Here is a 15,888-nt window from a genome sequence, read left to right as displayed (position 1 = left end):
GAAAGAGAAAAAGAGCCTCTTCCGCACGGGAGAGGTTTTTTTATAAGGAGCTGAAGGTGATGAAACAGCCGCAATATATTGATATCCCGTTTGAAGAATGGAGACAGTCGTTTTCTTTCTTTACTGAAGTATCGGTTCGTTTTTCAGAAACGGATATGTTCGGCCATATGAATAATGTAACCCCTTTCATCTATTTTGAAGAAGCGCGGATCGCTTATTTTAAACAGCGAGGCATAACGGCGCAAAACTCGGAAACGATGACGGTCGTCGCAAGCCAGCAGTGCGACTATATGCGTCAGGTGATGCCTTATGAAAATCTGCGGATTTATGTGAAAGCAAGCGCTGTCGGAAATGCGTCCGTCACCCTTCATTACCTTGGAGAAAATGAGTCGGGCCTGCCGTGCTTTACAGGTTCCGTCGTCATGGTTCAAGTGTCGAAGAAAAGCGGCAAAGCGGTCAGCTGGACGGAGCGGGAGAAAGGCATTCTGCTCGCCTGAACGGATAACTATTTCTCTAAGAGACGTCACCTCCGAAGCGCCTTTTACATATGATATCTTGACTATATAAACCCATTCGTTTCAGATTCGCTCTCACCTTAGCAAGGAGGGTTACAATACTTGAAGGAGAAAGATTTTCAATCAAAGCCGCTGCTGACCAAAAGAGAAAGAGAAGTATTCGAATTGCTCGTTCAAGACAAGACAACAAAGGAAATTGCAAGCGAGCTATTTATCAGTGAAAAAACTGTACGGAATCACATTTCAAATGCCATGCAGAAGTTAGGTGTGAAAGGGCGTTCGCAAGCTGTTGTCGAGCTTCTTAGAATGGGTGAGCTAGAGCTCTGATTCTTGCCGGTTTTCCTTCTTTTCGAGAAGGAGCCGGTTATTTGCGTTGGCGCCCGGGCTGATGGGCATGCGGTGAAAATCCCGGTTTTTCCTTTTTCTCCGTCAGTCTTGCATTTTCTTAAAAAAAGAAGGAAAATAGACACGGAGCGCATAGCCCAGAAAGATCCTTGAGTGAGGGATGGACAAATGACATCAAAATCTGTAGAGCATGTTGCGGATATCGAAAAATCACTCCGCCATATCGCTGCGATCATTAAACAAAAAGGAAGAGAAATCCTTAACCAATATGCAATTACACCGCCGCAATTCGTGGGGCTTCAATGGCTTTATGAATTGGGGGATATGACAATAGGCGAATTATCAGGCAAAATGTATTTGGCTTGCAGCACGACGACGGATCTGATAGACCGCATGGAAAAAAATAAGCTTGTTGAGCGGGTCAAAGACCCGGCTGACAGACGGGTCGTCAGAATTCATCTTCTCGCTGAAGGAGAGCGCATTATCCAAGAAGTGATTTTGAAAAGACAGGCTTATTTGCGGGATATGTTTGCGACATTTTCCGAAGAAGAAACAGCCGCTTTCGAAAAATCATTATTGAAACTGCAGCATGAAATGAAAAGAAAATGAGGCGATTTTGTTGGAACAGCCGATAGGAGTCATTGATTCCGGGGTTGGCGGGTTAACCGTTGCTAAGGAAATCATGAGACAGCTACCGAAGGAAAATATCATCTATGTGGGAGATACAAAACGCTGCCCGTACGGCCCGCGTCCTGAAGAAGAAGTTCTTCAATACACGTGGGAAATGACCGATTACCTGCTGGAAAACCACCATATCAAAATGCTCGTAATCGCCTGCAATACGGCCACGGCCATTGCCTTGGAGGATATTCAGCGCAAAACGGATATTCCGGTTGTCGGCGTCATTCAGCCGGGTGCGAGAACGGCGATAAAGGTCACGAAAAACCAGCATATCGGCGTCATCGGCACGGTCAATACCATTAAAAGCAGAGCGTATGAGCAGGCGCTGCTCGGGTTAAACGCAGAACTTCAAGTTGAGAACACGGCTTGTCCGCTGCTCGTGCCGTTTGTGGAAAGCGGACGGTTTCTTCAGGAATCAGCGGAGGAAGCGGTTGAAGCATCGCTTGAGCCTTTAAAAGGTACATCAATTGACACCTTGATTTTAGGATGTACGCATTATCCGATTTTAAAGGATCCGATTCAGAACTATATGGGAGAGCATGTGAAAATCATTTCCTCCGGAGACGAGACGGCGAGAGAAGTGAGCACCATCTTGTCTTATAAAGGTTTGTTAAACCAATCGAAACATGCACCGGAGCATCAATTTCTTACAACGGGAGAGCGGAACGGCTTCGCAAAAATTGCCGAAGACTGGTTCGGCCACGAAATCGGCCATGTCGAGTGCATCTCCCTTCAAGAGCCGGTCAGAAAATAAATCAAAAAAACCCGCTGTTTACGGCGGGTTTTTTTGCGCTTCCCGGTCTATTTCCCGGACAGGGCTCGTATACATCATAGTACAAACAGCCTTAGGAGGGAAAAGTATGCTGAAAAAAGGACCTGCAGTCATTGCTGCAACATGTCTTACTTCGGCTTTTGTGTTATCTGGATGCGGTTTGTTTCAATCCGATAAAACAGCCGGGGAAATTGACCCGCCTCAAGACATTTCATATGTAAAGGATGAAGCGGGAATTCAGGCAAAACCAAAGCAGTCAGAGAAAAACGGCACTTCTAAAGCCGACCAGCCGGCCAATACAGTCATGCGAGAGCTGTATCTGATTGATAAAAACGGCTATGTCGCAGCACAGACACTGCCTCTTCCGAACAGTGAGGGAACCGCAAAGCAGGCCCTTGAGTATTTGGTTCAGGGAGGGCCTGTGTCAGAAATCCTGCCGAACGGCTTCAGAGCGGTGCTCCCTGCGGATACGACGGTAAATGTCGATATTAAAAAAGACGGCACTGCCGTCGCTGATTTTTCGAAGGAATTTAAAAACTATAAAAAAGAAGACGAACAAAAAATCCTGCAATCGATTACATGGACGCTTACCCAATTCAGCTCAATAGATAAAGTCAAAATCAGAATCAACGGGCACGAGCTGAAAGAAATGCCTGTGGGCGGCACGCCGATTACGGGCGACTTAAGCAGAAAAGACGGGATTAATATTGAAACGGCCGGAGTGAATGATCTGACAGACACCCATCCGCTGACTGTCTATTATCTGGCGGAAACAGAGACGAGCGAATACTACGTGCCTGTCACAAAGCGGATTGACAATTCGGAAACAAATGACATCACCGCTGCCGTTGAACAGCTCGCCGACGGACCGGGCAAAGCAAGCGGGCTTTTGACGGACTTTAATAACGATGTTAAGCTTCTCAGCAAGCCGAAAGTAAAAGACGGCCAGGTTACACTGGACTTTAACAGCTCCATTTACGGAAGCGCCGACGAAAAAACAAAAATGGTATCATCGGGCGTACTGGACAGCATCGTTCTCACATTAACCGAACAGCCGTCGATTAAAAGTGTTTCTATAAAAGTAAACGGAAAATCAGAACTGGTGAATGAAAAAGGAGAATCCCTTTCAAAACCTGTTTCGAGGCCGTCACAAGTGAATACGGGTAGTTTTTAATTTGCGATTTTTGATATACTAGTAAAAAAGAGGTTAGCGTTCCGGCTGCCTCTTTCTTTATTCACAATCCGGAACAAAAGGTTTATGTACATATAATCGGAGGTAAAATATGAGACACGACGGAAGACAGCACGATGAGCTGCGCCCTATCACATTTGATTTGGATTTTATCACTCACCCGGAAGGCTCTGTTTTAATTACAGCGGGAAATACGAAGGTCATCTGTAATGCATCTGTGGAAGACCGGGTGCCGCCATTTTTACGCGGCGGAGGAAAAGGCTGGATCACAGCGGAATACAGCATGCTTCCCCGCGCGACGAATCAAAGAACGATAAGAGAATCTTCAAAAGGAAAGGTCTCCGGCAGAACGATGGAAATTCAGCGGCTGATCGGGCGCGCGCTCCGGGCCGTCGTTGATTTGGAGAAGCTCGGCGAACGGACGATCTGGATCGACTGTGACGTCATTCAAGCTGACGGCGGAACAAGAACGGCTTCCATTACCGGCGCCTTCTTGGCAATGGCCATTGCGATCGGCAAACTCGTAAAAAGCGGCGTTATCAAAACCTCTCCTGTGACAGATTATCTCGCGGCCATTTCTGTCGGGATGGATAAAGAAGAAGGCCTTCTTTTGGATCTGAATTATGAAGAGGATTCGGCGGCTGAAGTCGACATGAATATCATCATGACGGGAAGCGGACGTTTTGTAGAGCTTCAAGGGACGGGCGAAGAAGCCACATTCTCCCGTGAAGATTTAAACGGACTGTTAAGCCTTGCCGAAAAAGGAATCCAGACGCTTATTCAAAAGCAAAAAGAAGTGCTGGGAGAAACATTGCCTGAACTGAAATAAGAAAGAGAGGCCTGATCACCGTGAAAGAAGCCATTATAGCGACACACAATCAGGGAAAAGTGAAAGAATTCAAGGAAATACTCGAACCGAAAGGCTACAGCGTCTCTTCTTTGGCGGAAATTGGATTTACGGAAGAAATTGAAGAAACCGGACATACCTTTGAAGAAAACGCCATCTTAAAAGCGGAAGCCGTGGCAAAAGCCGTCAACAAAATGGTCATTGCAGACGACTCCGGTTTATCAGTGGACAACCTTGGAGGCAGACCGGGCGTTTATTCAGCCCGTTATGCCGGAGAAGCAAAAGATGATAAGGCGAACATGGACAAGGTGCTGTCAGAATTAAAAGGCATCGAAAAAGAGCAGCGCACGGCCCGTTTCCGCTGCGCCCTTGCCGTCAGCATGCCGGGGCAGGAAACAAAAACGGTCGAAGGTCATGTTGAAGGGTATATTGCGGAAGGACCCGAGGGGGATAACGGGTTCGGCTATGATCCCATTTTTATTGTAAAAGATAAAGATAAAACCATGGCCCAGCTGACAAGCGCTGAGAAAAACAAAATCAGCCACAGGGCTGAGGCGCTCAAGAAACTGTCAAAGCTGCTTGATTCATAAGGGGGAGCGTATGCAATGAAAGTGCTGATAATAAGTGACAGTCACGGCCTTGAAGACGAGCTGGAGACGATTGCAAAGCGGCACGAAGACGAAGCGGATCTGATGATTCATTGCGGTGATTCAGAGCTTGACGCCGCACATCCGGCGCTCACGCCGTATCACACGGTGAAAGGCAATTGCGACTTTGGCGGCGGGTTTCAGGATGAACTCCTTCTGGACGCAGGTTCAAAGAAAATTCTGGCCGTTCACGGGCATCTTCACGGCATTAAACAGTCACTTTTAACTGTTTTTTACCGGGCGGAAGAGCTTGGGGCGGATATCGTCTGCTTCGGCCATTCACATATTGCCGGGAGTGAAGAGCTTCGGGGCAAGCTTTTGATTAATCCGGGCAGCATCCGTCTTCCAAGAGTCCGCAATGTGAAAAGCTATGCCATTCTTACTCTTACTGAAAGAGAAGTCGCCGTGACATTTTACGACGAAACGGGTCGGGAATTGAAGGACTTGGGGACTACAATCAGTTTTTAACAAGTGATGGGGGAGATTTCATTCTTCCCCATCAAAAGTTTTTAAAAAAATATTGACTTATGATTTGAACCTGTATATAATAAATCTTGTCGCTGATACATAAAGAAAAAGCTGTCCCAGTAGCTCAGCTGGATAGAGCAACGGCCTTCTAAGCCGTCGGTCGGGAGTTCGAATCTCTCCTGGGACGTACAAAAAAAGAGCTGGTGACATCAGAGTGAAAACTGATGCCGCTGGCCTTTTTTATCGGATGACTATATTGTCAATTCGCTGATATCATGGTAAAATGATCAGCAGAACAATTTGTTTTTCATGTCCCAGTAGCTCAGCCGGATAGAGCAACGGCCTTCTAAGCCGTCGGTCGGGAGTTCGAATCTCTCCTGGGACGTATCAAAATCGGATGTAAAACCCGTCAAATCTACCTTCTATATCGTTTAGTGAAACAGTCAGTATAACGGTCACGTAAGAAATTACACCTGTTATTGGCTTATATCACTTTCGGTATAGGAGGTTTTTTGCTGTGACCAAAAGAAAAGGATTATTAGATGTTAGAAATGATATTAGAAGGCCATTGGATAATATGAGTGTGTCGGGCCCAGCTGCTCCAAAACAGAAAACAAAATAGCATAAGGCACAAGATAATTCTAACTTGATTAATAATGCGCTGGACATGCTTACAAGGAAAATAAAGGTGAGTGGCAATAGGAGCTGTACTATAAACGATTAAGTGCTCCATGTTAAGCGTTTCCAAAGTATAACTAAACTTCAATATGAAGGGGATATCACGACTTACACTATTTGTGAATGGTTGGGCAGCGTGGATGTTAGTAATCAGACCAAATTAACAAGATTAAAGTGTCTTAAGACATTCCTTTCTCGTTGTTTTGGTAACGGTTGGATTCAGATGGAGTTCTGGAAGATGATTAATATAAAGGTTGACCAGAAGGAGGACAATGATGGATATCGTATATTCTACTCCAAAGGACAGCCAATTAAAAGGGAAGAGGACCTCCAAATCTTATATAGGTTAACCTAGTCCGCAAGTACGTCAGATGTTAATAGGGAAGTGAATAATGGTCGAGATCCAGTGGATTACAAAGTGTCCAAAGGCAATAAAGATAAAACATTAATTGAATTTAAGTTAGCCAGTAATTCATAACTAAAGAGAAACTTACAGAAACAAGTAGAAGTATATGAGAAGGCAAATGACACAAAAAAATCAATTAAAGTCATCCTTTATTTTTCTGAACTAGAACTGAATAAGATAGATAAAATCCTGCGTGAATTAAAGCTCACAGAAGCACAGAATATAATACTTGTTGATACAAGAAATGACAACAAACCGTCAGCTTCAATTGCTTAAGGAGTACTCAAGACCATCTAGTGGTCTTTTTTTACCCCTAATAAGGGAAGGAAAAGTGAACACTAAAAAGTTTGGCTATGTCCGTGTAAGCGGCAAAGACCAGAATGAAGGTAGTCAAATTGAATCAATGAAGAAGCAAGGCATTGAAGAACGGGATATAATCCTTGATAAGCAATCAGGGAAGGACTTAGAGCGTAACGACTACCAACTTATGAAAAGGTCATTGCGTGAAGGTGATGTTCTATATATACATTCACTTGACCGTTTCGGCAGGAACAAAGATGACATCCTGAATGAATGGAAGTAATCACCAAGAACATAAAAGCTGATATTGTTGTGCTGGACATGCCTCTACTTGACACAACGAAATATAAAGACAGCATGGGAAGCTTCATATCTGACCTTGTGCTACAAATATTGTCTTGGATAGCCCAGGAAGAAAGGGAGCGCATCCGTAAAAGGCAGCGGGAAGGAATAGACGTTGCATTAAAGAAGGGTGTTCAATTTGGCAGGCCAAAAGCGGAACCAGCAGAAGGGTTTTATCAAGCATACAGCAAATGGAAAGCAGGAAAAATAACTGCTACGGCTGCCATTGAGGAAGCAGGGATGAAGCGCACAACCTTTTATAAGTTGGTGAAGCAGGTTGGAAGCAGAGGAGGAAGGGGTGGACTTTAAGCCAAATACATCAAGCATATGAGGAAAGGGAGCCCTCCAGAAGCTGTAGCTTGGCTAAATTAATGGAGGAAATGGAGACGGATCCCAAAGTCTCTGCTCTACGAAATGCAGCCTAAGAGAGCAAGAATAGGGCTGTCATAGCATTATACAGAAAGATTAGTATGAGTAGAGAACTGTAGCAAAAGCATTTCGCATATTTCATTGTTTAACACCACCTTTAACACAAAAAGAAGTCTTCTAACCTTCTAAGTATTGATATAACTGGGATAGAGGGCTTTTTTAATTTTCGGTAGAACCTTATTTGTAAAAAGCATGCTTCGACGCATCTATTTAAGAGTAGTTGCTTTATAATAAGTAATCATTTGCAAAGTGATTTATCGAAGTCTACTATCATTCCTTTACGATACAAAATATTCAGCTTTCTAAGCAGTTAATGTCGAAACTGTTTGCCAAATCTAGTAAAATGGTAGGAGTAGATTGTTTTACTAAAGTAAGCTAAACAAATATGCAGTATGAAAATGCTAGACAGTTATCAAGTCATATATCGAGCTGGAAAAATAGAAGGTATTTTCTGTGAAATGTCGAAACTTTGTATATAAACATTTTTGGGGGTTGCTTCATGGAAAGTGTGAAATTTTGGGATGGGGATGCATGGCAAATCCATATTGAAACATTGTTAAAAATGTATTATTCCATCGGAGATTATGTAGGCATTCCTGACCGTGATGGTGGAGATAGTGGGATTGAGGGCTTCGGACGTGACGGTAAATGCTTTCAGTGTTATGCACCAGTTGAGCCGTTATCAGTTGAGGATTTATATAAGAAACAAAGGAAGAAAATTACTGACGATATAAACAAATTTATTGAAAATAAAGAGGCTTTGTATGAGTTTTTTGGTCCTACAAAAATTAATAGGTGGATATTAGTAGTTCCCAGACATGACACTTCTAAGTTAGTAAAACATGCTGAAAAAAAAGCAAAACTGGTAAGAGAGGCGCAGTTGCCATATGTAGCAGACGAATTTTATATACATATTGTAAATGAAACGTATTTTAAAAAAGAGTTAAATGTCCTTAGGCAGTCAGAAACACACGGATTAAGCATAACACCACAGGAAGTAGAACAGAAGGATATAGAAAAATGGATTAAAGAAAACGATAATGAACTGGTAGTAAACCTTGAGAATAAGATGGGAAAGCTCTCTACGTTAGATAACGATATTAAAAAGAATTTATTTAGAAATGAAATGTTGAAGAATTTTATTTCAGGACAAAACATGGTGGAATACTTAAAAGATAATCATCCATATATATATGAGAATCTATCTATGACTAAGAGGAGTAGAGAATCATATTTAACAACAGAATCCTTATTGCATCAAGGAGGTAGTCCTTTACTGTTAAGTGAGTCAATGGATAGGTACAGAGCAGCATTAAAAGAAGAAGTTAAGGGAATATCAAGTCAAACACAAAATATCCTGGTACTTGAGGCTGTTTCAGACTGGTTACTACGCTGTCCTCTGGACTTTTATTAAGAGGTGATAATATGAATGTATTAGAGTTTTTAGATGTTGAATTTTCTTTTAACCCTCGGCCTCAGTATTTTTCTCCAGACCTAAATGTTGAAAGAAACTTAGTGTTGCTAACCTTAATTTTGAAAATTTGTTGTCGCGGTAATCGGTCATCGTTTAACAGAATTCAGGTATTGAATTGGGCGATTAAGAGTAGCAAAACAAGATATACCTTTAAAAGGTTGATTGAAAATGATACAAAACCTTTCGATATTATAGTAAGACATGAGCCTTGGTTAAATAGAATATTGGATATTGCAGTAGCTGAAGGACTTATTGAAGTTGTAAATGGTAAGAGTTTTCAACTTAGTGACGCTGGAGACAGATTTGTTGAAGAAATCATAAAAGAAGAAAGTTACTTTTCAGATGAGAAGACTTTTTTGAAAAATATTAAAAGCTATGTGACTGAAAATAAGCTTGATGAATTAGTAAAGGCGGTTACACATCTATGAGCTTGAAAATACGAATGTTAAAACTTGTCGTTGATACAGAGAAAGGTGAATTTGGAACGAAGTTACGATTTGAAAATGGTTTAAATATATTTCGTGCTGATAATTCAAGTGGGAAATCTACTTGTGTGCAATCAATAATATATGCACTAGGTTTAGAAGGAATGTTGAGTGCTAGCCATGAAGTTCCTTTACCACATGCAATGACAGATTTAATTGAAGTTAATGGCGATGGCGAAGAAATTAGTGTAAGAGGTTCTGAAGTATATCTTGAAATATCCAATCAACAAGAAGAAATTCTTACGATTCAAAGAACAGTAAAAGGTGAAAGAAACAAACATTTAATTAGCACTTTTGAAGGTCCAGCGTTAACTCACCCTTCAAATAACTACTTACAAAAAGACTATTTCGTGCGGGAAAGAGGAGCTGCTCAAAGGGAGAGAGGCTTTCATAAGAAGCTAGCTGATTTCTTGGGTTGGAATATACCTGAGGTTCTTCATTACAATGGCAATGCCATGTTGCTGTATATGGAATGTATACTACCCTTAATGATTATTGAACAAAAAAGAGGTTGGTCTGCTATCCAAGCTAATACTCCTAAACAATACGGCATAAGAGAGGTAGAAAAAAGAGCAATTGAATTTATATTGAAACTTGATGCTAATGAACTCTTTCTTGAAAAGCAATCATTAATCGAAAAAATAAAAGAATACAAAACCGAATGGAAGATGTTTATCAAGCAGCTGAAAAACATTTCTGAAAAAAACGATGTAACCATTGAGGCATTACCAGGAGAGCCTACTGGGGTTTTTTCCCCTAGGGTATTAGTTAAAGTAGATGGTGAAAAAAGTGAAATTTCCTACACGATTTCTGAAATGAAAAACAACCTAAAGCTTAGAAACTCAGATGCTATACCAAAAGTTAAAGAGGATATCAGGAGAGTACAACAAGAAATTGATATAGCAGCAGAGGCAATTGTAAAGAATCAAATTACTTATAATGAAAAATTGGAAGCCTTACAAATGGAAAGGTTACAGCAGAAGCAATATGAGGAGAGATTAACAGCAATAGAAGAGGATTTACAAAAATACAAGGATGTTCGAAGAATTAAGCAACTGGGTTCTATGCAAAATATCCAATTTACAAATGGTCAGTGTCCAACTTGTCATCAAGGGGTAACTGATACACTTCTTCCACAAACTCAACAAAATAACCCTATGAGTATAGATGAAAGTATTAACTTTTTGTATGGACAAAAACAAACAATCAAATATGCAAAAGAGAATACCAATAAAGTAATTGAATTTAAAATACAAGAGTTAAACCAAACCAGAAATAAGATTAAGAAGCTGCAGGAGTCTGTTAGAGATATGAAACAAACACTGATTTCTGATGAAAGAATTCCATCTGTATATGAATTGAAGGAAAGAATGAGACTTGAAGAAGATATAAAGCATTATGAAGAAACAGATGAATTAATTCACGAAATTGTAGAGGATATGTATGAATTAGGAGAACTATATGAAGCAAGTGTAAATAAGTTAAATGAACTCCCAAATAATTTGATATCCCGAAATGACTATATTAAATTGAAGAGCCTTGAAAAAATATTCAAAAGACATTCTAAAGATTATGGTTTAAAAAGTGTAAAGCCTGAAACTTTAAGTATTTCCACGGATACTTATAAGCCAATACATGATGGTTTCGAATTGTCTTTTGATTTACAGTTTGATTTATCAGCTAGTGACTTAATTAGAATGATATGGGCTTATTTAATATCCCTTCTAGAACTAAGTAGAGACTTTGATTCAAATCATCTTGGTCTGTTGGTCTTGGATGAACCAAGACAGCAAAGTACTGCTCTTGAAAGCTTGAGAGAATTCTTGAAGGATGCTTCTAAGTCAAAAAAATACAATCAACAAGTAATATTCGCAACAAGTGAAGAAGAAGGACCTCTAAAGGAATTATTAAATGATGGCGATATAGAACATCATTATATTGGTATATATGGAAAGATATTATCCAAAGTGGAAAATGAAGGTTCATAGGGGGCTTCAGTGTGTTTACTCAAAAATAAGCAACACGAAATTATAACAATATATACATAAGTACAGCAAAATATTCAAAGTCTAACTATGATAACTATTAAACAGGGACTTCTAAAGGGGCGCTGTTCTTTTGGTTGGATTAGTGGGCGGATTATCCGCATTTTCAAAAGGCATGAATGGATTAACCTATATATAGTTTACGCAAAATCCTTTTATTTTGTAGGTATATCGATTTTGAAACAATACTATTGTTAAATGTTTTATTATAGAATTACAATGCGTGCCCATTTATAATAAGAGGAAAGGTCAAGCGGTCGAAGTTCGAACAGTGATCGTTATAATAAAGGAAAGAAAAAAGCAGTTAGTCCCAGTAGCTCAGCCGGATAGAGCAACGGCCTTCTAAGCCGTCGGTCGGGAGTTCGAATCTCTCCTGGGACGTATAAAAAACCTCAAGCCCTGACAATGGGTTTGAGGTTTTTTTGTATTTTATTTTTTTTATTTTACGAAACAAAAGTTCCGTATTTGATGAAAAATTGTAAAGTAATTTTAATATAAATGAAACTTAATGTAATATTTACCGTAATAAATATATGTATAAAGATGCTTAAGGCGCCCTTGAGTGATAAATTATCTAATTTCTATCATGCATTTTGTCAATGAATGATAGAAAGACAGCAGGAGGAATTAGCTTTTGAAGTACGCATTTGCATATAAAAATCACAATATAGAAACGATCTTTTGCGGAAAAGACGAGCTGTTTGAGGAACTGAAGCAATTTTTAATCACTCAATGCGGTTTAATCATCGTTGAGGTTTCAAGGGCTGATTACTATACGGAGCAGGAAATGAATCAGTGGAATGACCGTTATACTCTGTGAATAAGAAAAGAAACCGGCCGTGGGAGGCCGGTTTTTGTATCATCTGAATCCGCTCGGAGCGCTGAAGCCCCCGGCATGGCCGCTGAAACCGCCCCCGAGCGCGCCGGGATGCGCCCCGGCGCCGAGGCTTCCGCCGACGTCACTGAAGGATTGGCCGTAGTACCCGGTTGTATAAGGGTACGGAACGAATTGTTGCCCGGCGAATGACAGCGTGCTTTGCGGGGTCTGCTGTCCGTATCCGGATTGCGGAAATCCCTGCTGAAAAGAAGGGCCGCCTTGATATGGTGCTGTATGCATCGGGGCCGGAGGATAGTAAGACTGCGGCGGTAAGACCGGTAAAGGCGGAAATCCAGGAGGCAGGCCCTGCATGCCTGATAACATCTTATTCATGACATCACTCATTTCTTACGAGATAAGAACAGTCTATGCGTATGTCTGTAGAAAGAGCCTGTTCAATTGAACGGAATATCTGACAAGCATGCCGGAAGGACAGAGAAAAATCGTGTAATAAAATGTGACATATTCGTATATGAACGGAAAAATTTCATGTAATCTTGAGAGATTAATAAAAAAATGATAAAAACTTTTAATATTTACAGATCCCTTTGTACCAGTAATGAAAGCGTATACAAAGTAGATTGATTAATCTAAATTGTCTAATAATTATAAAAATGCTGTTGACACTGTCTGCAAACGGGCGTAATATGAGTTCAAACAAAAATAAATAAATGATTCACGCTAAAAAGAAAAATCATAAAACACTGAAAAAACAAACAAATGAAGGTTCTTTTTTAATAAAAGAGCTGCCATAATAAAAAGCGCAGAAGAGGATAAGTAGCTTTGCTGAAGTTTTTCACAGAGAGCCGGTAACGCTGAGAGCCGGTAAAACAAATCAAAGTGAACTCCCCTCAGAGTGCCGGTCTGAAATGTAAAGAGTAGGACTCGGCCGAGTGAACGCAATGTTTACTCGTTATCAAAACGGATAATCATTATCCATGAGACGGTCTGCATATGACCGTAAACAAGGGTGGTACCGCGGAAAGCAAAGCCTTTTCGCCCCTTTTGGCTATCGCATGAAATGCTTGGCTGAATGTGGGTGGGAAGGCTTTTTTATTTGCGTCAGCCGGCGCTGCGTTTTATGAATTGGATTTTAGAAGGGAACATTGAAAAGGAGGAACTGAAAATGGGCACAAATGTACAGGCGGATTCTTTGTCTGCCGAATGTACAAAAACAATGAACGGGGCTCTGATGCTGATTGAATCATTAAAGAAAGAAAATGTCGAGATGATCTTCGGCTATCCGGGGGGAGCCGTCCTTCCGATTTACGATAAACTGTATCAATCAGGGCTGGTCCACATCCTGCCCCGCCACGAGCAAGGCGCGATTCACGCGGCAGAAGGGTATGCGAGAGTCTCCGGAAAGCCGGGGGTTGTGATTGCTACCTCCGGACCCGGAGCGACAAATTTAGTTACCGGTCTTGCGGATGCGATGATAGATTCATTGCCGCTCGTAGTGTTTACCGGTCAGGTGGCCACTTCGGTCATCGGCAGCGACGCTTTCCAGGAAGCCGACATTTTAGGAATTACGATGCCGATTACGAAACACAGCTACCAAGTCCGCCGTCCGGAAGATCTCCCCCGTGTGATTAAAGAGGCGTTCCATATCGCCACGACGGGAAGACCGGGCCCGGTATTAATTGATATACCGAAGGATGTCGCAGCATTTGAAGGAGAGTTCAGATATGATCACGAGATCAGCCTTCCGGGTTATCAGCCTGTAAAAGAGCCTAACTATCTGCAGATCCGAAAGCTCGTGGAAGCTGTCAGCAGTGCGAAAAAGCCGGTTATTTTAGCCGGAGCGGGTGTTTTGCACGGTAAAGCTTCAGAAGATTTAAAAAATTATGCCGAACAGCAGCAAATTCCGGTAGCCCACACGCTTCTCGGTCTGGGCGGTTTCCCGGCAGACCATCCTCTTTTTCTGGGAATGGCGGGGATGCACGGCACATACACAGCGAATATGGCGCTTTACCACTGTGATTTGTTGATCAGCATCGGAGCGCGGTTCGATGATCGTGTGACCGGAAATCTGAAGCATTTTGCAAAATCGGCCAAAGTAGCGCATATCGATATTGATCCTGCTGAAATCGGAAAAATTATCGAAACGCAGATTCCGGTGGTCGGCGACAGTAAAATCGTCCTTCAGGAATTATTGAAGCAAAACGGAAAACAGGGACAGACAGAGGAATGGAAACAGCAGCTTTCAGAATGGAAAGAAGAATATCCGCTTTGGTATACAGACAACAGAGAAGAGGGCTTGAAACCCCAAAAGCTGATTGAGTATATTCACCAATTCACAAACGGTGAGGCGATTGTGGCGACGGATGTCGGCCAGCACCAGATGTGGGCGGCTCAGTTTTATCCTTTCCGAAAGGCTGATAAGTGGGTTACCTCGGGGGGACTCGGCACAATGGGCTTCGGCCTTCCGGCGGCTATCGGAGCGCAGCTGGCCGATCGTAACGCCACGGTCGTTGCCATCCTCGGAGACGGCGGTTTTCAGATGACCCTTCAGGAATTAGATGTCATCCGGCAGCTGAATCTTCCTGTCAAAGTGGTTATCTTGAACAACGAATGTCTGGGCATGGTCAGACAGTGGCAGGAAATCTTCTATGAAGAGCGCTATTCTGAATCCAAATTCTCGGCGCAGCCTGACTTTGTCAAATTGTCAGAAGCCTACGGCATTAAAGGCGTCCGGATTTCATCGGAGGAAGAGGCGGAAGAAGAGCTTAAAAAGGTGCTTTCATCAAAAGAACCGGCCGTTATTGACGTCCGGGTCGCCAAAAGCGAGAAAGTATTCCCGATGATTGCGCCGGGTAAAGGACTTCATGAAATGGTGGGGGTGAAACCTTGAAACGCATTATCACATTAACGGTGGTCAACCGCTCGGGAGTATTAAACCGGATCACCGGCCTGTTTACAAAAAGACACTATAATATCGAAAGCATCACTGTAGGCCACACGGAAACAAGCGGTGTTTCAAGGATTACATTTGTCGTCCATGTGGAAGGCGAAAATGACGTAGAGCAGCTGACAAAGCAGCTTAACAAACAAATTGACGTCCTGAAAGTGACGGATATTACAAACCAATCGATTGTACAGCGTGAGCTGGCATTAATCAAAGTTGTTTCCGCACCGTCGGCCAGAACGGAAATCAATGGAATCATTGAGCCGTTCAGAGCTTCCGTCGTTGATGTCTCAAGAGACAGCGTCGTCGTTCAGGTTACCGGCGAATCTAATAAAATCGAAGCGCTCATAGAGCTTCTCAAACCTTACGGCATTAAAGAAATCGCGAGAACGGGCACAACGGCTTTTGCGAGAGGAACTCAGCAGAAGGCGTCATCCAATAAAACAATTTCAATTGTATAACACAAAAAAGGGAGAGATT

General features: G+C 42.0%; 15 protein-coding genes, 3 tRNA genes, 1 pseudogene and 1 other annotated feature. Of the genes and pseudogenes, 18 read left to right on the top strand and 1 reads right to left on the bottom strand.

Going from position 1 to position 15,888, the window contains the following annotated elements; all coding sequences use genetic code 11:
* Window positions 1-59: 59 nt before the first annotated feature.
* From NYE28_RS14845 to NYE28_RS14770, 16 genes and pseudogenes are all read left to right on the top strand, one after another.
* Window positions 60-497 (top strand): thioesterase family protein, encoded by a 438-nt coding sequence (locus NYE28_RS14845; RefSeq protein WP_043021579.1) that lies wholly within the window; start codon window positions 60-62, stop codon window positions 495-497.
* Between the two features lie 120 nt (window positions 498-617).
* Entirely contained in the window at window positions 618-842 is a 225-nt protein-coding gene (gene gerE / locus NYE28_RS14840; protein WP_003152579.1) for a spore germination transcription factor GerE, read from the top strand.
* A gap of 186 nt (window positions 843-1,028) precedes the next feature.
* Window positions 1,029-1,469 (top strand): MarR family transcriptional regulator, encoded by a 441-nt coding sequence (locus tag NYE28_RS14835; RefSeq protein WP_003152580.1) that lies wholly within the window; start codon window positions 1,029-1,031, stop codon window positions 1,467-1,469.
* 7 nt (window positions 1,470-1,476) lie between these two features.
* Window positions 1,477-2,295, top strand: coding sequence for a glutamate racemase (racE, locus tag NYE28_RS14830; protein ID WP_012118125.1), 819 nt, complete (start codon window positions 1,477-1,479; stop codon window positions 2,293-2,295).
* A gap of 106 nt (window positions 2,296-2,401) precedes the next feature.
* Window positions 2,402-3,487 (top strand): GerMN domain-containing protein, encoded by a 1,086-nt coding sequence (locus tag NYE28_RS14825; protein WP_014418573.1) that lies wholly within the window; start codon window positions 2,402-2,404, stop codon window positions 3,485-3,487.
* Between the two features lie 109 nt (window positions 3,488-3,596).
* Entirely contained in the window at window positions 3,597-4,334 is a 738-nt protein-coding gene (gene rph / locus NYE28_RS14820) for a ribonuclease PH (RefSeq protein ID WP_007612934.1), read from the top strand.
* An 11-nt stretch (window positions 4,335-4,345) separates the two neighbouring features.
* On the top strand, window positions 4,346-4,942 hold the full coding sequence (locus NYE28_RS14815; protein WP_087920775.1) for an XTP/dITP diphosphatase: 597 nt from the start codon (window positions 4,346-4,348) through the stop codon (window positions 4,940-4,942).
* 15 nt (window positions 4,943-4,957) lie between these two features.
* On the top strand, window positions 4,958-5,467 hold the full coding sequence (locus NYE28_RS14810; RefSeq protein WP_015240324.1) for a metallophosphoesterase: 510 nt from the start codon (window positions 4,958-4,960) through the stop codon (window positions 5,465-5,467).
* A gap of 113 nt (window positions 5,468-5,580) precedes the next feature.
* Window positions 5,581-5,654, top strand: a tRNA-Arg gene (locus NYE28_RS14805).
* A 124-nt stretch (window positions 5,655-5,778) separates the two neighbouring features.
* Window positions 5,779-5,852, top strand: a tRNA-Arg gene (locus NYE28_RS14800).
* A 1,030-nt stretch (window positions 5,853-6,882) separates the two neighbouring features.
* Window positions 6,883-7,502: pseudogene (locus NYE28_RS14795) on the top strand (recombinase family protein).
* Window positions 7,503-8,121: 619 nt separating this feature from the next.
* Window positions 8,122-9,036 (top strand): hypothetical protein, encoded by a 915-nt coding sequence (locus tag NYE28_RS14790; RefSeq protein ID WP_160223205.1) that lies wholly within the window; start codon window positions 8,122-8,124, stop codon window positions 9,034-9,036.
* A gap of 11 nt (window positions 9,037-9,047) precedes the next feature.
* On the top strand, window positions 9,048-9,524 hold the full coding sequence (locus tag NYE28_RS14785; RefSeq protein ID WP_151280732.1) for a hypothetical protein: 477 nt from the start codon (window positions 9,048-9,050) through the stop codon (window positions 9,522-9,524).
* Window positions 9,521-11,569 carry a hypothetical protein gene (locus NYE28_RS14780; RefSeq protein ID WP_160223204.1) on the top strand — a complete coding sequence of 683 codons (2,049 nt, stop codon included), beginning with the start codon at window positions 9,521-9,523 and terminating at the stop codon, window positions 11,567-11,569. The genes NYE28_RS14785 and NYE28_RS14780 overlap by 4 nt, the downstream gene beginning before the upstream one ends.
* 364 nt (window positions 11,570-11,933) lie before the next feature.
* A tRNA-Arg gene (locus tag NYE28_RS14775) sits at window positions 11,934-12,007 on the top strand.
* 253 nt (window positions 12,008-12,260) lie between these two features.
* Window positions 12,261-12,446: a hypothetical protein gene (locus NYE28_RS14770; protein ID WP_007408136.1), complete on the top strand. Its 186-nt coding sequence runs from the start codon at window positions 12,261-12,263 to the stop codon at window positions 12,444-12,446.
* A gap of 39 nt (window positions 12,447-12,485) precedes the next feature.
* Here NYE28_RS14770 and NYE28_RS14765 read toward each other — a convergent pair whose 3' ends face one another.
* Window positions 12,486-12,836: a hypothetical protein gene (locus NYE28_RS14765; RefSeq protein ID WP_025285069.1), complete on the bottom strand. Its 351-nt coding sequence runs from the start codon at window positions 12,834-12,836 to the stop codon at window positions 12,486-12,488.
* A gap of 422 nt (window positions 12,837-13,258) precedes the next feature.
* Window positions 13,259-13,510, top strand: a binding site (T-box leader).
* A 119-nt stretch (window positions 13,511-13,629) separates the two neighbouring features.
* On the opposite strand from NYE28_RS14765, the gene ilvB reads away from it, so the two are divergent.
* Window positions 13,630-15,354 (top strand): acetolactate synthase large subunit, encoded by a 1,725-nt coding sequence (gene ilvB, locus NYE28_RS14760; protein WP_025285068.1) that lies wholly within the window; start codon window positions 13,630-13,632, stop codon window positions 15,352-15,354.
* Window positions 15,351-15,869: an acetolactate synthase small subunit gene (gene ilvN, locus NYE28_RS14755; protein WP_025285067.1), complete on the top strand. Its 519-nt coding sequence runs from the start codon at window positions 15,351-15,353 to the stop codon at window positions 15,867-15,869. Before ilvB ends, ilvN begins: the two co-directional genes overlap by 4 nt.
* Window positions 15,870-15,888: the final 19 nt, after the last annotated feature.

Origin of the sequence: Bacillus sp. FSL R5-0443, assembly GCF_038608285.1 — a bacterium.
Classification (GTDB): domain Bacteria; phylum Bacillota; class Bacilli; order Bacillales; family Bacillaceae; genus Bacillus; species Bacillus velezensis.
This window is presented reverse-complemented; position numbering and strand designations above follow the sequence as displayed.